Origin of the sequence: Rhodophyticola sp. (genome assembly GCF_965284195.1) — a bacterium.
Taxonomy (GTDB): Bacteria; Pseudomonadota; Alphaproteobacteria; order Rhodobacterales; family Rhodobacteraceae; genus Rhodophyticola.
The window spans coordinates 1,556,033-1,580,528 of the sequence record NZ_CBDIRM010000001.1 but is presented as its reverse complement, the minus strand read 5'-3'; the positions used below and the strand labels follow the sequence as shown (position 1 = coordinate 1,580,528).

General features: G+C 63.0%; 20 protein-coding genes. 13 read left to right on the top strand and 7 right to left on the bottom strand.

Features of this window, described 5'->3' with window-relative positions; all coding sequences use genetic code 11:
• The first annotated feature begins 275 nt into the window (after nucleotides 1-275).
• Both ACQ651_RS07870 and ACQ651_RS07865 read left to right on the top strand, forming a co-directional pair.
• On the top strand, nucleotides 276-3,977 hold the full coding sequence (locus tag ACQ651_RS07870; RefSeq protein WP_430448973.1) for a vitamin B12-dependent ribonucleotide reductase: 3,702 nt from the start codon (nucleotides 276-278) through the stop codon (nucleotides 3,975-3,977).
• A gap of 159 nt (nucleotides 3,978-4,136) precedes the next feature.
• Nucleotides 4,137-4,487, top strand: coding sequence for a GrlR family regulatory protein (locus ACQ651_RS07865; RefSeq protein WP_227286630.1), 351 nt, complete (start codon nucleotides 4,137-4,139; stop codon nucleotides 4,485-4,487).
• Between the two features lie 181 nt (nucleotides 4,488-4,668).
• Here ACQ651_RS07865 and ACQ651_RS07860 read toward each other — a convergent pair whose 3' ends face one another.
• The 7 genes from ACQ651_RS07860 to miaA form a co-directional block, all read right to left on the bottom strand.
• Nucleotides 4,669-5,511: a DUF1206 domain-containing protein gene (locus tag ACQ651_RS07860; protein ID WP_430448972.1), complete on the bottom strand. Its 843-nt coding sequence runs from the start codon at nucleotides 5,509-5,511 to the stop codon at nucleotides 4,669-4,671.
• A gap of 90 nt (nucleotides 5,512-5,601) precedes the next feature.
• Nucleotides 5,602-7,689, bottom strand: coding sequence for an ABC transporter ATP-binding protein (locus tag ACQ651_RS07855; RefSeq protein WP_227286627.1), 2,088 nt, complete (start codon nucleotides 7,687-7,689; stop codon nucleotides 5,602-5,604).
• Nucleotides 7,690-7,816: 127 nt separating this feature from the next.
• Nucleotides 7,817-9,241: an ABC transporter permease gene (locus ACQ651_RS07850; RefSeq protein WP_227286625.1), complete on the bottom strand. Its 1,425-nt coding sequence runs from the start codon at nucleotides 9,239-9,241 to the stop codon at nucleotides 7,817-7,819.
• A 16-nt stretch (nucleotides 9,242-9,257) separates the two neighbouring features.
• Nucleotides 9,258-10,346, bottom strand: a complete 1,089-nt coding sequence (locus ACQ651_RS07845; RefSeq protein WP_430448971.1) for an ABC transporter permease — start codon at nucleotides 10,344-10,346, stop codon at nucleotides 9,258-9,260.
• 134 nt (nucleotides 10,347-10,480) lie between these two features.
• Complete coding sequence (locus ACQ651_RS07840) at nucleotides 10,481-12,124, bottom strand: ABC transporter substrate-binding protein (RefSeq protein WP_375552161.1); 1,644 nt, start codon at nucleotides 12,122-12,124, stop codon at nucleotides 10,481-10,483.
• 216 nt (nucleotides 12,125-12,340) lie between these two features.
• Entirely contained in the window at nucleotides 12,341-13,129 is a 789-nt protein-coding gene (locus tag ACQ651_RS07835) for a helix-turn-helix domain-containing protein (RefSeq protein ID WP_227286619.1), read from the bottom strand.
• Between the two features lie 81 nt (nucleotides 13,130-13,210).
• A complete protein-coding gene (gene miaA, locus ACQ651_RS07830; RefSeq protein WP_430448970.1) occupies nucleotides 13,211-14,080 on the bottom strand; it encodes a tRNA (adenosine(37)-N6)-dimethylallyltransferase MiaA in 870 nt (289 codons plus the stop codon).
• A 128-nt stretch (nucleotides 14,081-14,208) separates the two neighbouring features.
• On the opposite strand from miaA, the gene pyrH reads away from it, so the two are divergent.
• From pyrH to lpxA, 11 genes are all read left to right on the top strand, one after another.
• Complete coding sequence (pyrH, locus tag ACQ651_RS07825) at nucleotides 14,209-14,940, top strand: UMP kinase (protein ID WP_227286617.1); 732 nt, start codon at nucleotides 14,209-14,211, stop codon at nucleotides 14,938-14,940.
• A gap of 49 nt (nucleotides 14,941-14,989) precedes the next feature.
• The gene (gene frr, locus ACQ651_RS07820; protein ID WP_121897885.1) at nucleotides 14,990-15,553 is read left to right on the top strand and encodes a ribosome recycling factor; all 564 of its coding nucleotides are present in this window, start codon (nucleotides 14,990-14,992) and stop codon (nucleotides 15,551-15,553) included.
• A gap of 37 nt (nucleotides 15,554-15,590) precedes the next feature.
• Complete coding sequence (locus tag ACQ651_RS07815) at nucleotides 15,591-16,328, top strand: isoprenyl transferase (RefSeq protein WP_227286616.1); 738 nt, start codon at nucleotides 15,591-15,593, stop codon at nucleotides 16,326-16,328.
• Nucleotides 16,329-16,342: 14 nt separating this feature from the next.
• Nucleotides 16,343-17,134, top strand: a complete 792-nt coding sequence (locus ACQ651_RS07810) for a phosphatidate cytidylyltransferase (protein ID WP_430448969.1) — start codon at nucleotides 16,343-16,345, stop codon at nucleotides 17,132-17,134.
• Nucleotides 17,135-17,143: 9 nt separating this feature from the next.
• Nucleotides 17,144-18,322: a 1-deoxy-D-xylulose-5-phosphate reductoisomerase gene (gene dxr, locus ACQ651_RS07805; RefSeq protein ID WP_430448968.1), complete on the top strand. Its 1,179-nt coding sequence runs from the start codon at nucleotides 17,144-17,146 to the stop codon at nucleotides 18,320-18,322.
• A 1-nt stretch (nucleotide 18,323) separates the two neighbouring features.
• The gene (gene rseP, locus ACQ651_RS07800; RefSeq protein ID WP_227286613.1) at nucleotides 18,324-19,655 is read left to right on the top strand and encodes an RIP metalloprotease RseP; all 1,332 of its coding nucleotides are present in this window, start codon (nucleotides 18,324-18,326) and stop codon (nucleotides 19,653-19,655) included.
• A gap of 133 nt (nucleotides 19,656-19,788) precedes the next feature.
• Nucleotides 19,789-19,926 carry a hypothetical protein gene (locus ACQ651_RS07795; RefSeq protein ID WP_199709316.1) on the top strand — a complete coding sequence of 46 codons (138 nt, stop codon included), beginning with the start codon at nucleotides 19,789-19,791 and terminating at the stop codon, nucleotides 19,924-19,926.
• A 180-nt stretch (nucleotides 19,927-20,106) separates the two neighbouring features.
• On the top strand, nucleotides 20,107-22,419 hold the full coding sequence (bamA, locus tag ACQ651_RS07790) for an outer membrane protein assembly factor BamA (RefSeq protein ID WP_430448967.1): 2,313 nt from the start codon (nucleotides 20,107-20,109) through the stop codon (nucleotides 22,417-22,419).
• Between the two features lie 12 nt (nucleotides 22,420-22,431).
• Nucleotides 22,432-23,100 carry an OmpH family outer membrane protein gene (locus tag ACQ651_RS07785; RefSeq protein ID WP_227286611.1) on the top strand — a complete coding sequence of 223 codons (669 nt, stop codon included), beginning with the start codon at nucleotides 22,432-22,434 and terminating at the stop codon, nucleotides 23,098-23,100.
• A gap of 120 nt (nucleotides 23,101-23,220) precedes the next feature.
• A complete protein-coding gene (gene fabZ, locus ACQ651_RS07780) occupies nucleotides 23,221-23,697 on the top strand; it encodes a 3-hydroxyacyl-ACP dehydratase FabZ (protein ID WP_121897880.1) in 477 nt (158 codons plus the stop codon).
• Nucleotides 23,694-24,494 (top strand): acyl-ACP--UDP-N-acetylglucosamine O-acyltransferase, encoded by an 801-nt coding sequence (gene lpxA / locus ACQ651_RS07775; protein ID WP_227286610.1) that lies wholly within the window; start codon nucleotides 23,694-23,696, stop codon nucleotides 24,492-24,494. The genes fabZ and lpxA overlap by 4 nt, the downstream gene beginning before the upstream one ends.
• The last annotated feature ends 2 nt before the right edge of the window (nucleotides 24,495-24,496 follow it).

The following is a 24,496-nucleotide window of genomic DNA, read 5'->3' as shown; positions in this document are numbered from 1 at the left end:
AACCCAAAAAACCGTCACAAATCCGTAAAAAATGCGTTGACCCAAGGGGCGATCATACGTCAGGTTGTGTGGGCCGGGTTGATCAGCACAACATATAGTGCGGGCGGCGCGGCACGGGACAGACCAGCTTTCTTTAATGCGCATGCGGATCAGAAGCATGGCATCGGGCCCATTGGGCCCGGGCGGGAGGTTTGTGCCACCGCGAAGAGAGGACGGTACGCGCCGGGACCACACCGGCAAGACCGTTCAGGGGAACAGGTTAGCTAGAGGCAGCGATGAAAATTGAACGCAGATTCACGACCGCAGGCGCAGACACATATGCCGGGCTGGACTTCACCATCACCTCGTCGGAGATCCGCAATCCCGACGGCACCACGGTTTTCAAGCTGGACGAGGTGGAAGTGCCCGCCGGCTGGAGCCAGGTCGCATCCGATGTGATCGCGCAGAAATACTTCCGCAAGGCCGGCGTGCCCGCCGCGCTGAAACCGGTCAAGGAAAAGGGCGTTCCCTCGTTCCTGCAGCGCCACGTGGCCGACGAAAAGGCGCTGGAGGCTCTGCCGGAGGACCAACGCTATGGCGGGGAAACATCTGCCAAGCAGGTCTTCCGGCGTCTTGCCGGGGCGTGGGCGTATTGGGGCTGGAAGGGCGGATACTTCACCTCCGAGAAGGATGCGCGCGCGTATTTCGACGAGATGCAGCTGATGCTGGCCCGCCAGATGGCCGCGCCCAACAGCCCGCAATGGTTCAACACCGGTCTGCACTGGGCCTATGGCATCGACGGCCCCGCGCAGGGCCACCACTATGTGGACTACAAGACCGGCAAGCTGACGAAATCCACCTCGTCCTACGAGCATCCGCAGCCTCATGCCTGCTTCATCCAGGGCGTTCAGGACGATCTGGTGAATGAAGGCGGCATCATGGATCTGTGGGTCCGCGAGGCACGTCTGTTCAAATACGGCTCGGGCACCGGCACCAATTTCTCGCTTCTGCGCGGCGAGGGCGAGAAGCTTTCGGGCGGTGGCAAGTCGTCGGGCCTGATGGGCTTTCTCAAGATCGGCGACCGGGCCGCGGGCGCGATCAAATCGGGCGGCACCACGCGCCGCGCCGCCAAGATGGTGATCGTCGACGCGGACCATCCCGACATCGAGGAATTCATCAACTGGAAGGTGATCGAAGAGCAGAAAGTGGCCTCCATCGTCGCTGGCTCCAAGATGCATGAAAAGATGCTGAACGGCATTTTCGACGCGATCCGCACCTGGGATGGCGCGCTTGAGGATGCGGTGGACCCGGGCGCCAACGAAAGTCTGAAATCTGCAATTCGGGAGGCCAAAAAAGTGGCCATTCCCGAAACCTACATCAAGCGCGTGTTGGATTATGCAAAGCAGGGCCACACCGCCATCGAGTTCCCCACCTATGATACGGACTGGGATTCGGAAGCGTACAGCTCGGTTTCGGGCCAGAACTCCAACAACTCCATCCGGGTCACCGACGCGTTCCTGAAGGCGGTCGAGGAGGATGCGGACTGGGACCTGATCAACCGCAAGGACGGTACCGTATCGAAGACCGTGAAGGCCCGCGATCTGTGGGAAAAGGTCGGCCACGCGGCCTGGGCCTGCGCCGATCCGGGCATCCAGTTCCACGACACGGTGAATTCGTGGCACACCTGCCCGAGCGATGGTGCCATCCGCGGCTCCAACCCGTGTTCGGAATACATGTTCCTTGACGACACCGCCTGCAATCTGGCGTCGATGAACCTGTTGACCTTCTACCATGAAGGCCGGTTCGACGCGGAGAGCTACATGCATGCCACGCGGCTTTGGACGCTGACGCTGGAGATCAGCGTGATGATGGCGCAGTTTCCGTCCAAGGAAATCGCGCAGCTTTCCTACGACTTCCGGACCCTCGGCCTTGGCTATGCCAATATCGGCGGTCTGCTGATGAATATGGGCTATGGCTATGACAGCCCCGAAGGCCGGGCGATGTGTGGAGCGCTGACCGCGATCATGACCGGGGTGGCTTATGCCACCTCTGCCGAGATCGCGTCGGAACTGGGCCCGTTTGCAGGCTACAAGCGGAACCGGGAGCACATGCTGCGCGTGATGCGGAACCACCGGACCGCCGCCTATGGCCGGACCGATGGCTATGAGGGGCTGGCGGTGAAGCCGGTCGCGCTGGACCATGGCAATTGCCCGGACCAGTCCCTGATCGCGCTGGCCAAGCAGGCGTGGGACGAGGCGCTGGAGTTGGGCGAAAAGCACGGCTACCGCAACGCGCAATCGACGGTGATCGCACCGACCGGAACCATCGGTTTGGTGATGGATTGCGACACCACCGGGATCGAACCCGATTTCGCGCTGGTGAAGTTCAAGAAACTGGCCGGTGGCGGCTACTTCAAGATCATCAACCAGTCGGTGCCCGGCGCGCTGACGACGCTTGGCTACAGTTCCTCCCAGATCGAGGAGATCATCAGCTACGCCGTCGGACACGCAACCATGGGCAACGCACCTGGGATCAACCATACCGCGCTGATCGGGCACGGGTTCGGCCCCGCCGAGATCGAGAAGATCGAACAGGCGCTGCCATCGGCCTTCGACATCCGGTTCGTGTTCAACCAGTGGACCCTGGGGGAGGAGTTCTGCACCAAGACCCTGGGCATTCCGGCGGCCAAGCTGAACGATCCGACCTTCGACATGCTGCGGCATCTGGGCTTCTCGAAAGCCGATATCGACGCGGCCAACGACCATGTCTGCGGGACGATGACGCTGGAAGGGGCACCGTTCCTGAAGGACGAGCATCTGAGCGTCTTCGACTGCGCCAACCCCTGCGGCAAGAAGGGCAAGCGGTTCCTGTCGGTCGACAGCCATATCTACATGATGGCCGCCGCGCAGAGCTTCATCTCGGGCGCGATCTCGAAGACGATCAACATGCCGAATGACGCGACCATCGAGGATTGCCAGAAGGCGTATGAGCTTTCGTGGAGCCTCGGCGTGAAGGCCAACGCGCTTTATCGTGATGGCTCCAAGCTGTCGCAGCCGCTGGCCGCCGCACTGGTCGAGGATGACGACGAGGCCGCGGAAATTCTGGAAAGCGGCAACACGATGGAGAAGGCGCAGGTTCTCGCCGAGAAGATCATCGAGAAGGTGGTGATCAAGGAGGTGATCCGCGCCCATCGCGAAAAGCTCCCCGAGCGGCGGAAAGGCTATACGCAGAAAGCCATCGTCGGCGGCCACAAGGTCTATCTGCGCACGGGCGAATATGGCGACGGCCAGTTGGGCGAGATCTTCATCGACATGCACAAGGAAGGTGCCGGCTTCCGCGCGATGATGAACAATTTCGCCATCGCGGTCAGTGTGGGCCTGCAATACGGCGTGCCGCTGGAGGAGTTCGTGGATGCGTTCACCTTCACCAAGTTCGAACCTTCGGGCATGGTGCAGGGCAACGACTCGATCAAGAATGCGACCTCGATCCTCGACTATATCTTCCGCGAACTGGCGGTCAGTTATCTGGACCGGACCGATCTGGCCCATGTGAAGCCGGAAGGCGAAAGCTTCGACAGTGTCGGCCGCGGTGTGGAGGAAGGCGTGTCGAATGTGGCGCCGGTCAGCGAAAGCGCCGCGTCGAAATCTCTGGCGGTTCTGAAACAGATCAGCTCCACCGGGTATCTGCGCAAGCGGGTGCCGCAGGAACTGGTCGTGCTGCAGGGCGGAGCACAGGCGGGCGCGATGGCGCCTGACGGTGACCCGATTGCGGCGCTTCAGACGCTGGTGCCCGAAACATCGGAAACGACCACCACGGTCGCGACCATTTCAAGCACCACAGCCGTGGCAACCGGAACCGTGGGCATGGACGCACGGACCAAGGCGAAAATGCAGGGCTATGAAGGCGAAGCCTGCGGCGAGTGTGGAAACTACACCCTCGTCCGCAATGGCACCTGCATGAAGTGCACCACCTGTGGGGCAACCTCGGGCTGTAGCTGACAAGAGCGGTCTGGGCGTGATCACTCCGCGCCCAAGCCAACAGCGGACCCGAGGTTTCGGGGCCAAACAAGGGACCTAGAATACGTACGGAACTGCACGAAGTAATCAATTCTATATTCTAGTGGGGGCTGCACGACACGACAAACAGGAGATGAGAGAGTGCCACAACTCATTGACGGAGCATATGTGGTGTCCTTTGAAAGCAGCCTCGGCGCTTTCGGAGGAGGCACAGTGATGATTGAGGGTCACCGGATTTCAGGTGGTGACATTGGGTACTTCTACGAGGGGCAATTGGAAGAACAGGGCGATGATGTGGTGGGGCATGTGAAAGTCACACAGCATGACAAGACGATGGAGTCGGTCTTCGGCGATATCGAACAGTTTGAAATCGACCTGAAGGGACGCGTGATACATGGCCGGGGTATTTTCAAAGGGGCCGTGGCCGGTTTTCCGATGTTCCAGTTGACCGTTCGCTTGGATCTTCACGAAGACGAAGGGACCAAGAGCTAGTTGAACGAAATCGGGTTTCCCGCGCCCTTGCCCGGGAGCGGAGACCTGAGACACGGGGCGGGTGCGCTCGCCCCTGACGCGGTTCAGGCCGCAGGCAGAAACCGGGCGGTACATAAAGAGTGAGCCTGAACAGCGAAACTGGGGGAGCCTCGGCTCCCCCTTTTTCTTTACCTGCTGCGGATCAGGTGGCGGCGCGAGCCTTGCGTTTGAGAAATTCCCCAAGCGATTCCGTGCCGGGCTCGGCGATCCGCGGGATGATGCGATACCCCGCATTCACGAAACAGAAGAACGCAAAGCCGAGCAGACCGAGGCAGAGCAGGATTACGAGCGCCTGGCCGAATGGCTGCTGGCCCAGCCAGTCGAAAGCCTGGCCCATGCCGCCGGCATGCGTACTGTCGGCGCGGAGCGCGGCCATGGCCAGAAATCCGCCGATCACGCCGACAACCACGCCCTGCGACGCGACACCGGCCTGCATCGCCCAATCCCAGTTGCGGGTGAAGTGGCTGGCCCGCAACTTGTCGCGATAGGTCCGGCGCAAGGCTTTTTGCAGGTAGTAGAGGGCGGCCCCAAGGGTGCAGATTGCGGCGAAAGCGATGATCCATCGGCCGCCGGGCATCCGCAGGACCGCCACGACGGCATGTTCGATCCCGCCGCCAGACCGGCTTGCCCCGATGATCAGGCTGACGGCAAGCACACCGATGGCACTGTGAACAAGGCCGGTGACGACCATGCCCGCGCGGGCAATCAGGCCCTTGGCGTCCGTGCCGTAATCCTCAAGGTCCATCGCGGCGTCCAGAATGCGCCAGATCGCATAGGCGGCCATGCCCAGAACGATCAGCGCCAGAAGCACCCAGCCGAAGGGCGACGCGCTCAGCGTGGAAAACGCGGAGCCGGTGCCTTCCGCGTCCCCGCCCCGGAAGATCGCCCAAAGCGACAGGCCGGCCACGACAATATAGACGATCCCCCGCCCGGCATAGCCCGCTCTCATGATGGGGAGCGCCCATTGGAAGCTCTGGGTCGGCACTGAAATCTCCATCCGTCAGATGAAGATCAACGCACCGGCCCTGTTTGTGTTCCGCCCGGGCGGGGCTCCCCGTGTCGCTATCCCGTGTCGCTACTCGGCCGCGATCTTGATCACCGGATCCATCTGGGCAAGGATATCGTCGGCCAGATGGCACTTGATCTCGTGGCCTGCGGCCATCTTCCGTTGCGGCGGTACCTCGGTCTCGCAAAGATTGCCCGGAACTTCGGATTTCCAGCGGCAGCGTGTCTGGAACGGGCAGCCCGAGGGCGGGTTCATGGCCGAGGGGATATCTCCCTCAAGCACGATATGCTTTTTCTCGACGGAGGTATCGGCGATCGGCACGGCGGAAAGCAGCGCCTCGGTATAGGGGTGATAGGGCGGCGAAAAGACCTGATCGGTAGAGCCCAGTTCCACCACATGGCCAAGATACATAACCATAACGCGATCAGAGAGATAGCGGACGATGCTCAAGTCGTGCGAGATGAAGAGCAGGGTGGTTTTCTCGTTGCGCTGGATCTCCATCAGCAGGTCGGTCACGGCGGCCTGCACCGACACGTCGAGCGCCGAGACCGGCTCGTCGGCGACCACGATGCGCGCGCCGCCGGCAAAGGCACGCGCGATGCCGACGCGCTGTTTCTGCCCGCCGGAGAGCTGGCGCGGCATCCGGTCGGCGAATTCGCGCGGCAGTTTCACCAGATCGAGCAACTCCAGCATCCGGACCCGGCGTTCGGCCTCGGTGTTTCCGATCTTGAATATCTCCAGCGCGCGGATGATCTGCCGGCCCACGGTCATCGACGGGTTCAGCGTGTCGAACGGGTTCTGAAACACCATCTGGATGGAGGAGACGGTCCTGGTGTCGCGATCCTGGATTTCGGTGCTTTCGATCGACAGGTTGTCGAGCATGACCTGGCCTTCGGTGGCGGTTTCCAGCCCCATCAGAACCTTGGCCAGCGTGGACTTGCCGCAGCCGCTTTCACCGACGATGGCGAGAGTTTCGGACTCGCGCGCCTCGAAACTGATGGTCTCGTTGGCCTTCACCACCTTCTTGTCGGCCCCGCCGAACATCGAATTGGCCGCAACCTCATAATATTTCTTGAGATTATCGACCTTCAGCACGGTATCGCCAATGACACCCTTTTCCTTCTTGTCGGCAAGGGTAGGCGGCGCGGACCAGTCGATTTCCTGAAACCGCAGGCAGCGGGTCGCGTGGCGGTCGTTCCCTTCGACCTGAGCCATGCTGATCGGGCCCGCATCGCAGCGCCCGGCCTCGAAATAGTCGCAGCGGGGGCCGAAATTGCAGCCGTTTGGCCGTTCATGGGGGAGCGGGAAGTTGCCCGGGATCGCGATCAGCGGGCTGGCGTTCTTGTCGGCGCCGGGCAGCGGGATCGAGCGGAACAGCGCCTGCGTGTAGGGGTGCTTCATCTCGTCGAACACATCCTCGATGGAGCCGCGTTCGACCGCCTCGCCGGAATACATCACGCAAATCCTGTCGCAGGTTTCAAGCACCAGCCCCAGATTGTGGGAAATGAACAGCATCGAGGTGCCGTATTTCTTGCCCAGATCCTTGACCAGTTCGACAATCGCGGCCTCCACCGTCACATCTAGCGCGGTGGTGGGTTCATCGAGGATGAGCAGCGAGGGTTTGGACATCAGCGCCATGGCGATCACGATGCGTTGCTGTTGTCCGCCGGAAAGCTGGTGCGGATAGGCTTTCAGGATGCGGTCGGGATCGGGGAGCTTCACATCCTCGACCACCTGTCGGGCGCGTTTCATCGCCTCTTCTTCGCTGATGCCTTCGTGGATGACGGGCACCTCGGCAAGCTGCTTGCCGATCTTCATGGCCGGGTTGAGCGATGCCATAGGCTCCTGATAGATCATCGCGATCTGCGATCCGCGGATATCGCGCAACTCCTCGGGCGACATCTCGGACAGGTCGCGGCCCTTGAACTTGATCGTGCCGCCGACGATTTTGCCGTTTACGCCCAGATCCTGCATGACGCCAAGCGCCACGGTGGATTTTCCGCAGCCGGATTCCCCCACCAGACCAAGCGCTTCGCCCGGCATCACATTGGCGGAGAAATCCATCACGGCGGGGATTTCGCGCAGCCGCGTGAAAAAGGAAATCGACAATTTGTCGATCTCCAGAATGGGCCCGTCATAAGCGGTGTCTTCAGCCATCGATACTCTTCTCCCTGTCGGGCCAGTTCGGCCTCGTATGATTTGCATGCACGCGCACCCGGTGCACATTCCGTGTGGCGGCGCGCCCGTCTCCGGTCGGTGAGCCGGTGGGCGCGCGCGATCTTGGTCAGTCCCTCAAGCTCTCCTCGCGCAACCCGTCGGCCAGCAGATTGAGGCCCAGCACCATCGTCATCAATGCGATGGCGGGCGGCAGGGCGGGGTGCGGATAGATGGTGAGGAGACGGCGGCCTTCGTTGATGGTCGAGCCCCAGTCGGGGCTTTCCGGGCTGACGCCCAGCCCGAAGAAGCCAAGCGTACCCAGAAGGATGGTGGTGTAGCCGATCCTGAGACAGAAATCGACGATCAGCGGCCCCCGCGCATTGGGCAGGATCTCCCACAGCATGATGTACCAGGGGCCTTCGCCGCGGGTCTGCCCGGCGGCCACGTAATCGCGGGTCTTGATATCCAGCACGATGCCGCGAACGATCCGGAACACGGTGGGCGAGTTCACGAAGACGACCGAGACGAACACGATGAGGATGTTGCCCGGCATCGAGATGATGCCAAGCGGGTCGGAGTTCCACGCAAGGCCCAGATAGAGCCAGCCGCCGATCAGCACCGTCAGGAAGATATAGATGTTCCGCGTGAACGGTTGCGTAAAGAACCGGCTGTTGAACAGGATCACGAAAAAGATGATCGGGAACAGGAACAGCACCGCCGCCATGTAGGTCGGGATGCCCGAGGCCACGATTTCCGGCGTCACCAGCAGGTAGAAGAGCAGGATGACCGGGAAGGCCAGAACCAGATTGGCGATGAAGGTCAGCACGGTGTCGAGCTTGCCGCCGAAATAGCCCGCGGGCAGACCGAGGGTGATGCCGACCATGAAGGCGAAAAGCGTCGCCGCCGGGGCGATTTTCAGCACCTCGCGGGCGCCGAAGACCATCCGCGAGAACACATCGCGCCCCAGATTGTCGCCACCGAGAAGATACACGAGATATTCGCCCTCGTCCGGGTCGGGCATGAAGCTGCCCGGCACTTCGTTCCGCATCTGGCTGACCACATCGATGGCGCCATGGGTCGCGACGAGACCGGCAAAGATCGCGGTCAGCATCCAGAACATCACGAGAAAGAAGCCGACCATGCCGATCGGGCTGTCGAAAAGCTTGCCGTAGAGACCAAGCCTGCGCTTGAAGGTGACAGACAGCGCGAAGATCAGGATCATCGCGATCCAGACCGGCAGAAAACGCTGCCCCATGGCGCCGATGATGCCCTTCTGTTCCAGAGAGGGCTGCACGATGCCGCCGACAATGAACACGGCCACGCAGGCCAGAAACAGAAGGACGGCGTATTTCATCGCCATCAGCGCGTAGTCGTTCGGCGAGCGTGCGACGCTCAGCGTGTGGTCCGGGTTGATCTGCACCTCGCCGGGCTGCACGCCCGCGAAGTTCAGCACGAGCTGCGCGAAAAACCCCAGAACGAAGACCGCGATCGCGGCCAGCATCAGCGGGTTGAGGAAGGGGCCAAGGGAGCCTGTCCAGGTAATCGGGTCCATGTCTCAGGGCTCCTTATCAAGAAATGCGGATGCGCGGGTTCAGATACACATAGCCGATATCGGATATCAGCTGTGTGGCGAGCACCACGATCACCGCCACGATGGAAACGGACATCAGAAGCTCGATGTCGTTGTTTGACGCCGCCTGCACGAGCGTCCAGCCGAAGCCGTTATAGTTGAACAGGGTTTCCACGATCACCACGCCGGTCAGAAGCCACGGGATCTGCAGCATGATGACGGTGAAGGGCGCGATCAGCGCGTTACGAAGCGCGTGTTTCAGAACGATGGTTCTGAATTTCACGCCCTTCAGCCGCGCGGTGCGGATGTATTGCGCAGTCATCACCTCGGCCATGGAGGCCCGGGTCATTCGCGCGATATAGCCCATGCCGTAAAGCGCCAGCGTCATCACCGGCAGGGTGAAGTTCCAGAAGGTGATATCCTCCATCGCGGATCGGGCGGAGCCGAGGAAGAGCGTTCGCCCCTCGATCCAGCCGTTTTCCGTCAGCCATGGCGACAGCCCCGCGGTGGAGGAGGCGAGAAGGACGATGAAGATCACGCCCGAGACATATTCCGGCGTGGCCGTCGTGGCGATGGAGGCAGTGGACAGCGTTCGATCGAGACGGGAGCCTTCGCGCATGCCCGCCAGAACGCCCACGACCAGCGCCGACGGGATCATCACGATCAGGACCCAGCCCATCAGCTTGCCGGTAAGCAGAAGTCGCCCGCCGACGATATTGGAAACCTCGTCATCGGAAACTGTGGAATACCCCAGATCGCCCTGCAACATGCCGCAGAATCGCGGCGCCTCGGCCGGATCGTCGCCGAAATCGATGCAGCGCCCCCGGATCTCGCCGGTTTCCTCATCCGTCCGGGTCCAGCCCGGCATCACCCCCAGCCATTCTCCGTAGCGCACCAGCATCGGCGCGCCATAGCCGTTGTTATCCAGCCAGCTGGACACCTCGGCATCGGTCATCCGGGCATTGCCCTGGGTTTTCGCGAGCTTTTCGAGGTTCGGGTAGAGATTGGTCAGAAAGAAGACCACGAAGGTCAGGCAGAGCGCGGTCAACAGCATGACCCCGAGCCGTTTGAGGATGAATAGTCCCATTTGGTTCCCTGTCGGTTTTCGGCCACGGCGGCCGGATATCGGGCCTCATTGACGGGCCCGTTGGCTGGATGGGGCGGGCCATGGGGCCCCGCAGAGAGAGGGCGGGGCGGCCTTTGGGGCCGCCCCGCTCCGCGTCACGCGTCCATGCCGAGGTAATGCACGTTGATCTCGAATTTCGGATGCATGTCGGCGTTGATCACGCCGGGCACGTGATGCCGGAAGAGCGACCGCCAGTAGGGCTGAAGCGTCACCGCCTCCTCCTGCATGATGGTTTGCAGCTGAACCATGATCTCCCGCCGGGCATCGGCATTCTGGATCGCCAGCGCCTGATCCAGCAGCGCGTCGAACTCCGCATTGGCAAAGCCGCTTTCGTTCCAGGCCACGCCCGAGCGATAGGCCAGCCCCAGGATCATCACCCCCAGTTCCCGGTGGTTCCAGTTGGTCGAACTGAACGGATAGCTTGTCCAGTCGTTCCAGAAGGTGGAGCCGGGGATCACCGTGCGCGTGACGTTGAAGCCGGCATCGCGAAGCTGGGCGGCCACCGCATCGGTGGTGTTGCGGCGATAATCGTCGTCGATTGACACGATCTCGAAATCGAAATCCGCATGGCCCGATTCCTGCAACATCGCGAAGGCGGCGTCCTTGTCGATCGTGATCGGCGGCAGTTCGGCATATTCGGGGTGGATCGGGCAGACATGGTGGTTCTCCCCAAGCTCCCCCTGACCGTTGATGCCCAGATCGAGGCAGACCTGCGGGTCGACCGCGAGCGCGATTGCCTTGCGCACCTGAAGATTATCGTAAGGCGCGTTGTTCTGGTTGGGCCGGATCACCACGGTGGCGGCGGTCACCACGTCGCTTTGCTCCCACCCGATGGCCTGGAAGAGATCGACGAATTCGCCCACGGTTTCGTAGGTCATGTCGAACTCGCCCGCCTCGGCGCCGGCCAGCCAAGCGGCCGGATCCTGCCCGAGGTCGATGAAGTCGATCCGGTCCAGATAGGCCTCGCCCCAGTATTCGTGATCGGGGTTTCTCTCCAGCGTCGCCTGAACGCCCACCTCGTAATTGGTGATGCGATAGGCGCCGGTGCCCACGCCGTGATCAAGCGGATTGGTCCCGATCAGATCGCGGTGCTGCACCGCCGACGGGTAATCGGCCACGCCGGGAATGATCGTGATGTCGGGCGCGGGCAGGTTCAGCCGCACGGTCAGATCATCGACGATCTCGATCCCGCCTTCGATGGCGCGCTGCGTTTCTGGGTCGACAAGCTGGCCCATCCGCGCAGCCATCGAGTTGCCCTCGACGCTGGCATCGCACCAGCCCTCGAAATTGGCGGCCACGTCAGCCGCGGTGAAATCGTCGCCGTTGTTCCATTTCACGCCGGGGCGAAGCCGCAGCGTATACTGGGTGGCGTCGTCATTGACTTCCCAGCTGTCGAGCAGGACGCCGGAGAACGAGCCATCGGCGTTGTATTCCACCAGATACTCGAGGAACCCGCGGCTGACATTGGCCATCTGCGACCAGTCATAGCTGCGGGGGTCTTTCAGGGCGCGCACCTCCATCTGGATGCGCAGCGTTCCGCCCATGGGCGGGGTCTGGCGATGGCTCATCGCCTGTGCCGGGTTCAGGCCGATCATCGAATATGCGGTTGCGGTGGCCACCCCCAATGCGGAGGTGCGGACGAGGAACTCGCGACGGCTGAGTTTGCCCTCCCGATACTCATCGGCATACATCTTGGCGGCGGGGTGTACCCGTGTGCCAGTTTTGGTCGGGTGCGTCATCCTTGTCTCCCTGTGACGGTGTGATTGAATTTATCCGGGCGGCCTGCCGATGCCTTTCGACATTTCTTACAACGCCGCAGGGGATATTGCGCAATATTCCAACCCGGGCGTCAATGGGCAGGACCGTCCATTGATGTAACTTTTGCGACAGTATCAAGGTCTGAAACCGACATCGACTGCAAAAGCGACATCGCGGGAAAATAATCCGTCCCGCAGTTAATTGCGCCGCGGAGAGCTTCGGAACGCGGTGGGTGTGCGTCCTGTGGACTGGGAAAAGGCCCTTGTGAAATAGGCGGGCGAGGAAAACCCGAGTTCTTCGGAGATCAGCCGCGCGGATTTGTCGGTATCGGCCAGCAGGCGGCGGGCTTCGTGCATCAGGCGTTCGTGGATCAGCGCATGTGCCGGTTTGCCGGAGGCTTCCTTGCAGACCCGGCTGAGATGGGTGGGCGTCACGCCCAGACGGTCTGCATAATCGGCGACACCCGCGCCGGTATGATAGCTGATCGACAGGAGGCGGGCGAATTTCTCCACCAGATGGTGGGCCCTGTCGCGCAGGATCGCCCCTTCCTGCCGGCCAAGCTCGCGGGTGATCCAGGTCGACACCAGTAGCCCGTACCCTCTGAGCGCGCGATCCTGCGCGGGGGCCTGCGCCGCGATTTCCCGTTCGATGCGTTCGATATGACCGGTCAGACTGGCCTGCGCCTCGATATTGGATATCCGCAGATGGAACGGATCAGCAGGCAATTCGGCCAGCGGATCGGGCGGCATATGCAGCAAGAGACCCTGGATCTGTTGCGGCAATTCCAGCGACATGACCGTGCCGGCGGGCACGAAAACCGCCGTGTTCGGTCCGTAGCCGCGGGTGATGCAGCCGACCGAGACGCGGCCCTGACCGCGGGTGATCCAATAGAGATGATGGCGGGTGTTGGAGTGCAGCGTCTCCACCCGCCAGGTGGGGCGCATGCGCAATTGGCCCAAAGAGGTGACGGCGTAGGAGTCGGACATCGCCGATGAGCCTAATGATCGCAAAAGTGAAAGGGAAGCCGCGGTTTTCCTATAATTCTCAGTATCTGTGCAGGATTTTGCCTATGGTTGGGCAATATGTCGCCAGCCCGACATGCGCGCGCGGAACCATGTGCGCTGCCGTTTGGCGTATTGGCGCGAAGCGATGATCGCCGCATCGCGCGCGGCCTCAAGGGACAACTCGCCGCGCAGATGCGCGATCAACTCGGGCGCGCCGATCGCCTTGGCGCTGCCCCCGGCCCGTGGCCAGCGGGGCAGATTGGCGCGGGCCTCCTCCAGCGCGCCGTTTCGCAGCATCAGATCGAAACGGGTTTCGATCCGCGCATTCAGCCAGTCCCGATCCGCATCGAGCAGGAGCGGCTGGGTCCGGGTCAGCGGCAGGAGCGGCGGCGCGGTTCCGGCCTGCCACTCCGACAGCGGCCGGCCGGTGGCGCGCCAGACCTCCCAGCCACGCTGAACGCGGGCGCGGTTCTGCCGGTCGATGCGGGTGGCAAGCACCGGATCGGCCGCATCAAGATCGGAGAGAAGCGTCGCGTCGGGCAGGGCATCGGCCTCGGCCCTGATCGCGGGCGGTGTCGGCGGGATCTCGGCCAGGCCTTCGGTGAGGGCGCGGAAGTAAAGGCCCGTGCCGCCGACGATAATCGGGCGGGGACCGTCCAGAAGCGGGCCCAGATCGCGGAGCCATTGACCCACGGAATAGGCCGCTTCGAACGGGACGTGGCCGTAAAGCGCGTGCGGCGCGCGGACTTCTTCGTCGGGCCCCGGGCGCGCGGTGAGAACGCGCCAGCCGTCATAGACCTGCAACGCGTCGGCGTTGAGAATGCGCCCGCCCTGCGCCTCGGCGATGGACAGTGCCAGCGCCGATTTGCCGGACGCCGTGGGTCCGGCGATCAGAACGGGGCATTCCGGCGAGAGAGTTTTTATATCGATCAATATCTTGCGGGTCGTTCTTGAAGTAGACGCAATGGGGCCGAGACGGGCGTTGAACCCAAAGCCCTTTTACGCCATGTTGCGGCAATCTCAATGACCCTGCCGCGCCAGCGGCCGCCTCCGAGGATCTCATGCCAGACGAAACACCCGCGACCCGCCCTGCCTATAACCGCGTGATGCTGAAGATTTCGGGCGAGGCATTGATGGGGAGCCAGGGGTTCGGATTGCATCCGCCCACGGTGGAGCGGATCGCTCAGGAGGTCAAATCAGTCCATGATCTGGGGGTGGAGATCTGCATGGTGATCGGCGGCGGCAACATCTTCCGCGGGCTTCAGGGCTCCGCACAGGGGATGGAGCGCACGACTGCGGATTACATGGGCATGCTGGCGACGGTAATGAACGCGCTGGCGATGCAGTCGGCGCTGGAGAGCCTGGGCGTGTTCACCCGCGTGATCAGCGCGATCCCGATGGATCAGGTCTGCGAGCCCTATATCCGTCGCCGCGCGGTGCGCCATCTGGAGAAGAAGCGCGTGGTGATCTTTGCCGCGGGCACCGGCAATCCGTATTTCACCACCGATACGGCCGCCACGCTGCGCGCGAATGAAATGGGATGCGAGGCGATCTTCAAGGGCACCAAGGTGGACGGGGTCTATGACAAGGATCCGGTCGAACATGACGATGCGGTGCGCTATGAGCAGATCAGCTATGACGAGGTTCTGGCCCAGCATCTGGGCGTGATGGATGCCTCCGCCATCGCGCTGGCCCGTGAAAACGATGTGCCGATCATCGTGTTCTCGCTGGATGAACCCGGCGGGTTCAAGGGCATTCTGGCCGGGGAAGGCACCTATACAAAAGTCCAGTAAGGGCTTAGAAGTACTGACTAACACGCGTTGATAAGAACGGGGCAGGGACATGTCCGACGATATTGAAATTGATGTAGCCGACCTTGAGCGGCGGATGGACGGGGCGCTTGCCAATCTGAGGACCGAATTCGCCTCGTTGCGCACGGGCCGGGCCTCGGCGGCGATGCTGGAGCCGGTGCAGGTGGAAGCCTATGGCCAGATGACCCCGATCAATCAGGTGGGCACGGTGAACGTGCCCGAAAGCCGGATGGTGACGATCAACGTCTGGGACAAATCCATGGTCGGCAAGGTGGAGAAGGCCATTCGCGAAAGCGGGCTGGGCATCAACCCGCAGCTGAACGGCACGATCATCATGCTGCCGATCCCCGAACTGAACGAGGAACGCCGGCGCGAGCTGACCAAGGTTGCGGCGCATTATGCCGAAAACGCGCGGGTCGCGATCCGCAATGTGCGGCGCGACGGGATGGATCAGATCAAGAAGGCGAAGGCCGACGGCATGTCGGAGGACGACCAGAAGCTGTGGGAGGCCGAGGTGCAGGAGCTGACCGATGGCCATATCGCGCGGGTCGATGCGGCGCTGGAAACCAAGCAAGCCGAGATCATGCAAGTCTGAGTAACGAGCGACATTCCCGACAATTGAGGAGCCGCCCATGGCCCGATCGAGCCCCGAGACCGCCGACAAGGACAAGACGCCGCGCCATGTGGCGATCATCATGGACGGCAACGGCCGGTGGGCGCAGATGCGCGGGCGGCCACGGCTGGTGGGCCATCACGCAGGCGCAAAGCGGGTCAAGGAGATCGTGCGCTCCTGCCCGGATCTGGGTGTGGAATACCTGACGATCTTTGCCTTTTCGACCGAGAACTGGAAGCGGACCCAGACCGAGGTGGCGGGGCTGATGAAGCTGTTCAAGCGCTACATCCGGCGCGAGACGCAATCGCTGATCGACGAGAATGTGCGGGTGCGGTTCATCGGCGACCGGGTGCGGTTGGAGCCGTCGCTGGTCGACATGATGGACAATCTGGAATTACTGACGGCCGGCAATGCGGGCACCCATCTGACCATCGCGCTGAACTATGGCGGCCGGGACGAGGTGGCGCGCGCCACAAGGCGGCTTGCCCATGACGTGGCCGCAGGCAAGCTCGACCCGCGCCATGTAAGCGACGAGACGCTGCCGAAATACCTCGATACCTGCCTGCTGCCCGACCCCGATCTGGTGATCCGGACCAGCGGCGAGGCGCGGATCTCCAACTTTCTGCTCTGGCAGTCGGCCTATGCGGAGTACGAGTTCATCGACACGCTCTGGCCCGACTTCACGCCTGCGGAGTTCGACAAGGTCTTGCGCCGCTTCTGCAATCGCGAGCGACGTTTCGGCGCGGTGCCGGCCTGATCCCGGCGCGGTCGATGAATTTCAGTCGCGACAGCTTTTCCGACCTTGCGGTTCGCATGGTCACGGGCGTTGCGATGGCGATTGTGGGGCTGGCGGCGGTCTGGGCTGGCGGCTGGTGGTTTATCGGGCTTGTCCTTTTGATCGTCGGCACGCTGGTCTGGGAGCTTGTGCGGATGCTGGGCGGCGGCCCGCGGCGTGCGATTGCGCTTGGCGGTCTGGCCGCCGGGCTGCTGCTTGCGGCAAAGCTGCTGCCCGTGGGGCTGGGCCTGCCGCTCCTGCTTCTGGCGAGTATCGCGGGCATCGGGCTTCTGGACAAGAACCGCACACTCTACATCATGTATACCGCGCTCATCATGTTCGCGGGGTTCGGTCTTCTGGTCCATCGCGAGGATTTCGGGCTGACCTGGATGCTGTGGCTGGTGCTGGTCGTCGCCGCGACCGATGTGCTGGGCTATTTCGCCGGGCGGATTCTCGGCGGTCCGAAATTCTGGCCGCGCGTCAGCCCCAAGAAGACATGGTCGGGCACGGTGGCGGGCTGGGTCAGCGCTGGGATAGTGGGCGCGGCGTTCATGCAGACAACCGGAACGGGGGTGGAGCTGATAGGAATATCCGTTGCGCTGAGCATGGCAAGCCAGATGGGCGATATCGCCGAAAGTGCGGTAAAACGGCGGATGGGGGTCAAGGACAGCTCGACCCTGCTGCCGGGGCACGGGGGCGTGTTCGACCGGTTCGACGGGATGCTTGGCGCGGCGCTTCTGCTGCTGTTGGTCGAAAGCCTGATCGTGTTCCCGCCGCCGCCGCTTTAGGGAGTGTCCATGCGAAAGGTCAGTGTTTTCGGAGCCACCGGATCCATCGGGCAGAACACGCTCGATCTGATCGCGCGCGCGCCCGACGGCTATGACGTGGTGGCGCTGACCGGCGGGCGGAACGTGGCGCAGCTGGCGCGCGACGCGCGCGCCGTCGGTGCCGATATCGCGGTGACCGCCTATGAGGAGGAACTGCCCGCGCTGCGCGACGCGCTCGCCGGATCCGGGATCGCCGCCGCCGCCGGGGAGGCCGCGCTGATCGAAGCGGCGGACCGGCCCGCGGACTGGATCATGTCGGCGATCGTGGGCGCGGCGGGGCTTGCGCCCGGGTTCCGGGCCTTGCGGCATGGCACCACGCTGGCGCTGGCGAACAAGGAAAGTCTGGTCACCGCAGGCCCGCTTCTGCTGGCCGAAGGGCGCGCCCATGGCGCGACGATCCTGCCGGTGGACAGCGAGCACTCGGCGGTGTTTCAGGCGCTGGTCGGCGAGGACATGGCGGCGGTGGAACGGATCGTCATCACCGCTTCGGGCGGGGGCTTGCGCGACTGGCCGGTGGAAGCGTTGCCCGATGCGACGGTGGCGGATGCCGGGGCGCATCCGAACTGGGACATGGGGCAGCGGATCACCATCGACAGCGCGTCGATGTTCAACAAGGCGATGGAGCTGATCGAGACCAAGGAGTTTTTCGGTGTCCGCCCGGATCAGATCGAGGCGGTCGTGCATCCGCAATCCATCATCCATGCGCTTGTGGGGTTTCGCGACGGCGCGCTGATGGCGCATCTGGGTGCGCCGGACATGCGCCATGCCATCGGTTATGCGCTGCACTGGCCAGACCGCCGGCATCTGCCGGTCGCGCGGATCAATCTGGCGGAACTGGCGACGCTGGAGTTTCTGGCGCCTTGCGACACGCGCTACCCCGCGCTCGGCATCGCGCGGGCGGTGATGGAAACCGGCGGTCGCGCGGGCGCCGTCTTCAACGCGGCCAAGGAGATCGCGCTGGACGGATTTCTGGCCCGGCGGATCGGTTTCATGGATATGGCCGGCGTGGTCGAGGCCACGCTTGACGGGATTTCGGGCCGGTTTCGCCTAACTGATGCCATAGACACCCTTGAGACGGTGCTGGAAACAGACCATCTGGCACGGGTAGAGGCCGAAGAGCAGGTCAAAAAAATGCAGGGACGCAAATAGTATGGAATTCATCCCCCAGTTCGGCAGTGTCGCGTTCACGATCCTGGCCTTTATTCTGGCGCTGTCGATCATCGTCGCGATCCACGAATACGGACATTACATCGTGGGCCGCTGGTCCGGCATCCATGCGGAGGTGTTTTCCATCGGCTTCGGTCCGGTCCTGACCAGCCGGGTCGATCGGCACGGCACCCGCTGGCAGATCGCGGCGCTTCCCTTTGGCGGCTATGTGAAGTTTCTGGGCGATGCGGATGCGGCCTCGGGCAAGGACGGGGCGGCGATAGATGCGCTCGACGTGGCCGAACGCCGGCGCTCCATGCATGGCGCGCCGCTTTGGGCACGCGCGGCGACGGTCGCGGCGGGACCGATCTTCAACTTCATCCTGTCGATCCTGATCTTCGCGGGCGTCGTGCTGGTATCGGGGCAGGCGGTGGAGGAGGCACGGATCGGCCCGGCAAAGATGTTGCCCGCCGATATCGCCGTGCTGCAGGAGGGCGATCTGGTCACCGCGGTGGCCGGTGAGCCGGTGGACGGTCTGGCCGATCTCTATGAGTTGAGCCGCGAGACGCTGCCCCCCGCGCCAAGCCTGACCTACGACATCGAGCGCGATGGCCGGGCGATGCAGGTGGAGGCGAGCTTCCCCCTGATTCCGGTGATCGAGGCGGTGACCCCGCAATCGGCGGCGATCGACGCGGGGCTTGAGCGGGGCGATGTGATCCGCGCAATCGACGGGCAGCCGATCTACGCCTTTTCCCAGTTGCGCGATGCGGTCGAGGCCTCGGAGGGCGCGCCGCTTGCGCTGGATGTCTGGCGCGCGGGCGAGATGATGGAGGTCACGCTCAGCCCAAGGCGGATGGATCTGCCGCTGGCCGAAGGCGGGTTCGAGACCCGCTGGCTGATCGGGATCACGGGCGGGCTGTTCTTCGAGCCGGTGACCGAGCCTGTGGGCCTCTGGGAGGCGGCAGGCTTCGGCGTCAGCCAGACCGGCTTCATCATCCAGTCGTCGCTTTCGGGCCTGTGGCACATGATCACCGGCGCGATTTCCAGCTGCAACCTGCAAGGTCCCATCGGTATTGCCGAAACCAGCGGCGCGGCCGCCAGCCAGGGGATCGAGAATTTCATCTGGTTCATCGCGGTCCTGTCCACGGCGGTGGGCCTCTTGAACCTCTTTCCGATTCCCGTTCTGGACGGCGGTCACCTGATCTTTCACGCCTATGAGGCGGTGGCGGGCAAGCCGCCTTCCGACAAGGCCCTGAAAGTCTTCATGTCCATCGGTCTGACGCTGCTGTTGGCCTTGATGCTCTTTGCGCTGACCAATGACATTTTCTGCCCATAAGGGTAGGATGCCTAAGGGCGGCGGATCACCAAAGCGCCCATCCGGCGCCCAAATTGCGCCATATTCAAAGCCGATCTTCTGACCATGACGGGGCAAGTGCCCCTTGGTGTGGCACACAGAGAGGCCGGAGACGATGAAACTGATCACCGACGGATATCGCGGCATCAGCTTTTTCATGCAGATCAATGTGGACCGTCTGCTGGTTCCGCTGATGATCATCGGCGCCCTGACCATTGCCGGTTGGCTGATGTCTTACGCGACGGTTTACTGATCCGGCCGATTGCGCGCCCTGACGGGCCGCCGCGACACGTCCCCGAACACGTCCCTTGTGTATATATTGTGACACAGCCTGTGGATAACCCCCACCGGCTGTAATGGATCGTTTTGACAACGTCCCTCGGCTTCGGTAGGCAGGAGCGGAGGATACGGATCAGAAACGGGGCAGGATTCGATGAGCAGTCGCGCAGAGAACGCATCGATTTGGCGGGGCGCGGTTGCGGCCCTTTTGGCGGTAGCCCTGGTCGCCCTGCTGGCATGGCCGGTCGCGGCGCAGAATTTCCGCTTCAGCCAGTTCGATGTTCAGGGAAATCAGCGGATCGAGGCCAGTACGATCCTGACCTACGCCAATATCAATCCCGGCGAGGCGGTATCTGCGGGGCAGGTCAATGACGCGCAGCAGCGGCTGCAGCAATCCGGCCTGTTCGAAAGCGTCGAAGTCGTCCCGCGCGGCTCCACCCTGGTGATCATCGTGCAGGAATATCCGACGATCAACCGGATCAGTATCGAGGGCAACCGCCGTCTCAACGACGATGATCTGCTGCCGCTGCTGACCTCGCAGCCGCGCCGGGTCTATTCCCCCTCCGTGGCCGAGCAGGATGCGGCCGCGATCAACGATGCCTATCGCCAGGCAGGCCGGCTGACGGCGACCGTCTCGCCGCAGATCATCCGCCGCAGCGACAACCGCGTCGATCTGGTCTTCGAAGTGACCGAGGGCCGGGTCGTCGAGACCGAGCGGATCTCCTTCGTCGGCAACCGCGAGTTTTCCGACCGGCGCCTGCGCCGTGTGCTGGAAAGCACGCAGGCCGGTCTGTTCCGCGCCATCATCCGCCGTGACAGCTTCGTGGCCGATCGGATCGCTTTCGACCAGCAGTTGCTGACCGATTTCTACCGGGATCGGGGATATGTCGATTTCGAAGTCCTGAGCGTGACGTCGGAACTCGCGCGGGGGCGGGATGCCTATTTTATCACCTTCAACATCCGCGAGGGCCAGAGCTTCGATATCGGCGAGATCACCGTGGTCAGCGACCTGCCCGAGATCGATATCGACGAATATCGCGACGTGATCCGCATCAGCAGCGGCAACACCTACAGCCCCCGGCTGATCGACAACACGATCAGCCGGATGGAAAACCTCGCGACGCGGCAGGGTCTGCGGTTCATCCGTGTCGAGCCCCGCATCACCCGCAACGATGCGGATCTGACGCTGGATGTGGAATTTGCGGTGGTGCGCGGCGAGCGTGTATTCGTCGAGCGGATCGATATCGAAGGCAATGCCACGACGCTGGACCGGGTGGTGCGGCGGCAGTTCGACACGGTCGAGGGCGATCCGTTCGATCCGCGCGCGATCCGGCAGGCTTCGGAGCGGATCCGGGCGCTGGCCTATTTCTCCGATGTGCAGGTGGAGGGCCGTCAGGGCACCTCGCCCGACTCGGTGATCGTCGATGTCGATGTGGAGGAGCAGCCGACCGGCTCGCTTGGCTTTTCGGTCAGTTTCTCAAGCGATGTCGGGACCGGTCTGGCCGTCTCCTTCGCCGAGCAGAACTTCCTCGGCCGGGGGCAGGCGGTCGAGTTTTCCTTCAGCACCGCTCAGGACAGCCGGGCCTTCAATTTCGGCTTCGTGGAGCCGGCCTTCCTGCGACGGGATCTGTCGTTTGGTCTGGATGTTTTCTATAGCGAGACCAATCAGGAAAACGCCGCCTTCGACACCGAGAATATCGGGCTGCGAACCTCGCTTGGCTTCCCGATCAGCGAATATGGCAGAATGAGCGTTTTCTATCGTATCTCGGAAGACAGCATTCTGAACGTGCCGACCGATAGTTCGCCGATCCTGCAGCGCGAGGAGGGGTCGCGCGTCACCTCCTCCCTGGGCTACGGATTCAGCTATGACACCCGCAATACGGGCCTCAACCCCAATGCAGGCGTCCTGCTGCGGTTCAACCAGGAACTGGCGGGTCTTGGCGGCGACAGCGAGTACATTCGCACCACGGCGCTTGCATCTGCGGAAAGGGGCATTGCCCGCGAAGAGGTGACGCTGCGCGCGACCATCGAGGGCGGTGCGCTTGAAATGCTGGACGGCAACAGCCGCTTCACCGATCGTTTCTTCCTGTCCAGCCGGCAGATGCGCGGCTTCGAGCCGCGCGGTCTGGGCCCGCGTGACACCAACGCGGTCAACAATGATGCATTGGGCGGCAATTACTTCGCCGTGGCCCGGTTCGAGGCGGCCTTCCCTCTGGGACTGCCGGACGAATACGGCATTTCGGGCGGTGTGTTCTATGATATCGGCACGGTCTGGGGGCTGGATGATGTGGTGGGCGCCGGTGGTGCGATTGTGGATGACGACATCCATTTCCGCAGCTCCGTCGGTTTCTCGATCTTCTGGGATACGGCGATCGGGCCCTTGCGCTTCAACTTCAGCCGGGCGCTGGAAACCCAGCCCTATGACCAGACCCGTGAATTCGATCTGACGATCGAGGCGCGTTTCTGAAGGAGAGGCGGCATGGCGCTTTGGCGCAGCAGGCCCTGGCTGAGCGCGACCCTGGCGGTCGCGCTTATGCTGTTTGCGGAGGGGCCCGCAGGCGCGCCTGCGCTGGCGCAGCAGCTTTCCGCCCCGTCGGTGCCCACGCCCGCGCCGGAGGGCATTCTGGTGCTCAATCAGGACCGGTTGTTTTCCACCTCGCTTTATGGCGCGCGCGTTCAGCGTGAATTGGAGGCGGCGGGCGAACGTCTGGCCGCGGAAAACCGGCAGATCGAGGCGCAACTGACCGAAGAGGAACTCCGCCTGACCGAGCAGCGGCCCCAGATGGACCCGGTCGCCTTTCGCATATTGGCCGAAGAGTTCGATACCCGCGTCGGCGAGATCCGCGCGGCGCAGGAAGCCAAGGCGCAGTCGCTGAGCGATCAGGCCGATGACGCGCGCCAGCGGTTTTTCGAGCTGAGTTTTCCGATCCTTCTGGAATTGGTGCGGGAGCGCGGGGCGGCTGTGATCATGGACAACCGGGCCGTCCTGCTTTCGGCGGAAAGCGTCGACATCACCGCCGACGCGCTGGCACGTGTCAATGCGGAGATCGGTGATGGCGGTGACGCGGTCTTGCTGCCGCTGCCCGATCCGTCCCCGCCTTTGCCGCGCCCCGCGCCGGAGGCATCGTCTCCGCAGACGGATCCCTAGGCGCCAAGCGACCTTGCCGCGCAGGAGCCGAGTTGCTACCACGGTGGCATGCGCGCCAGCCCATGCCCATGGGCCGATCCGCACCAAGGCAGGCAACGACACCAAAGGATACCGGCATCCATGAGCGCCGACACCCCCACGACCGCCGATATTCATCTGATCCAGCGGATCATTCCGCATAGATATCCGTTCCTGCTGATCGACAAGGTGCGCGAGATCGAGCCCTTCACAAGCGCCGTCGGGGTCAAGAACGTCACCTTCAACGAGCCGCATTTTCAGGGGCATTTCCCCGGTGCGCCGATCATGCCCGGCGTCACGATCATCGAGGCGATGGCGCAGACCGCTGCGGTGATGGTAGGGGTCAGCATGGATATGGCCGACAAGGATCTGCTGGTTTATTTCATGGCGATCGACAAGTGCAAATTCCGCCGCAAGGTGACCCCCGGCGATGTGCTGGAGTTGTCGGTCAGCGTCACGCGGGGCAAACCGGGCGGCAAGGTCTGGAAGTTTCTGGGCAAGGGCACCGTCGACGGAGAGATGGCGGCCGAGGCCGAGTTCACCGCGATGATGGATCTGCCCGCCGAGGCCGCCCCATGAGCATCGACGCATCGGCGAGAATACACGCCTCCGCCGTGATCGAGGAGGGTGCTGTGATTGGGCCGGATTGCGAGATCGGCCCGTTCTGCGTGGTGGGCCCCGAGGTGACGCTGGCCCAAGGTGTGACCATGAAATCCCATGCGGTGGTGACCGGCTGGACCGAGATCGGGGCGGGCACGGTGATTTTTCCGTTCGCCAATATCGGCGATATCCCCCAGGACCGGAAATTCGCAGGCGAGCGCACCCGGCTGATCGTCGGCAAGCGCAACCGCATCCGCGAGGGCGTCACGATGAACACCGGCACCGCGGGCGGCGGCGGCGTGACCCGGGTGGGCGATGACGGGCTTTTCCTTGCCGGCTCTCATGTGGCGCATGACGCGCAGGTCGGCAACAACGTGGTCATGGTCAACAACGCATCGCTCGCGGGGCATTGCGTGGTCGAGGATGACGTGATCATCGGCGGGCTGTCGGGGGTGCATCAATTCGTGCGGATCGGGCGCGGGGCGATCATCGGGGCGGTCACGATGGTAACCCATGATGTCATCCCCTACGGGCTGGTCCATTCGCCACGCGGGGAATTGCAGGGGCTGAACCTCGTGGGGCTGAAACGCAAGGGCGTGAGCCGGCAGGACATCACCGCGCTCAGGGCCGCGTTTCAGGCGCTGGCCCAGGGCGAAGGCGCGTTTCAGGATCGCGCCCGACGCCTACCGGAAACCTGCGGCGACAGCATATATGTGCGGGAGATCGCGGATTTCGTGCTGTCGGCGACCGACCGTTCCTTTCTGACGCCGGGATAGGG

Bases quoted from the DNA above. Each gene is read 5' to 3' on its own strand.
- ACQ651_RS07845 (WP_430448971.1), bottom strand. From the start codon at position 10,346: ATGGGACTATTCATCCTCAAACGGCTCGGGGTCATGCTGTTGACCGCG.
- ACQ651_RS07840 (WP_375552161.1), bottom strand. From the start codon at position 12,124: ATGACGCACCCGACCAAAACTGGCACACGGGTACACCCCGCCGCCAAG.
- ACQ651_RS07815 (WP_227286616.1), top strand. From the start codon at position 15,591: ATGGCCCGATCGAGCCCCGAGACCGCCGACAAGGACAAGACGCCGCGC.
- ACQ651_RS07835 (WP_227286619.1), bottom strand. From the start codon at position 13,129: ATGTCCGACTCCTACGCCGTCACCTCTTTGGGCCAATTGCGCATGCGC.
- fabZ (WP_121897880.1), top strand. From the start codon at position 23,221: ATGAGCGCCGACACCCCCACGACCGCCGATATTCATCTGATCCAGCGG.
- ACQ651_RS07855 (WP_227286627.1), bottom strand. From the start codon at position 7,689: ATGGCTGAAGACACCGCTTATGACGGGCCCATTCTGGAGATCGACAAA.
- bamA (WP_430448967.1), top strand. From the start codon at position 20,107: ATGAGCAGTCGCGCAGAGAACGCATCGATTTGGCGGGGCGCGGTTGCG.
- ACQ651_RS07850 (WP_227286625.1), bottom strand. From the start codon at position 9,241: ATGGACCCGATTACCTGGACAGGCTCCCTTGGCCCCTTCCTCAACCCG.
- ACQ651_RS07795 (WP_199709316.1), top strand. From the start codon at position 19,789: ATGAAACTGATCACCGACGGATATCGCGGCATCAGCTTTTTCATGCAG.
- ACQ651_RS07785 (WP_227286611.1), top strand. From the start codon at position 22,432: ATGGCGCTTTGGCGCAGCAGGCCCTGGCTGAGCGCGACCCTGGCGGTC.
- pyrH (WP_227286617.1), top strand. From the start codon at position 14,209: ATGCCAGACGAAACACCCGCGACCCGCCCTGCCTATAACCGCGTGATG.
- rseP (WP_227286613.1), top strand. From the start codon at position 18,324: ATGGAATTCATCCCCCAGTTCGGCAGTGTCGCGTTCACGATCCTGGCC.
- lpxA (WP_227286610.1), top strand. From the start codon at position 23,694: ATGAGCATCGACGCATCGGCGAGAATACACGCCTCCGCCGTGATCGAG.
- dxr (WP_430448968.1), top strand. From the start codon at position 17,144: ATGCGAAAGGTCAGTGTTTTCGGAGCCACCGGATCCATCGGGCAGAAC.
- ACQ651_RS07870 (WP_430448973.1), top strand. From the start codon at position 276: ATGAAAATTGAACGCAGATTCACGACCGCAGGCGCAGACACATATGCC.
- ACQ651_RS07810 (WP_430448969.1), top strand. From the start codon at position 16,343: ATGAATTTCAGTCGCGACAGCTTTTCCGACCTTGCGGTTCGCATGGTC.
- frr (WP_121897885.1), top strand. From the start codon at position 14,990: ATGTCCGACGATATTGAAATTGATGTAGCCGACCTTGAGCGGCGGATG.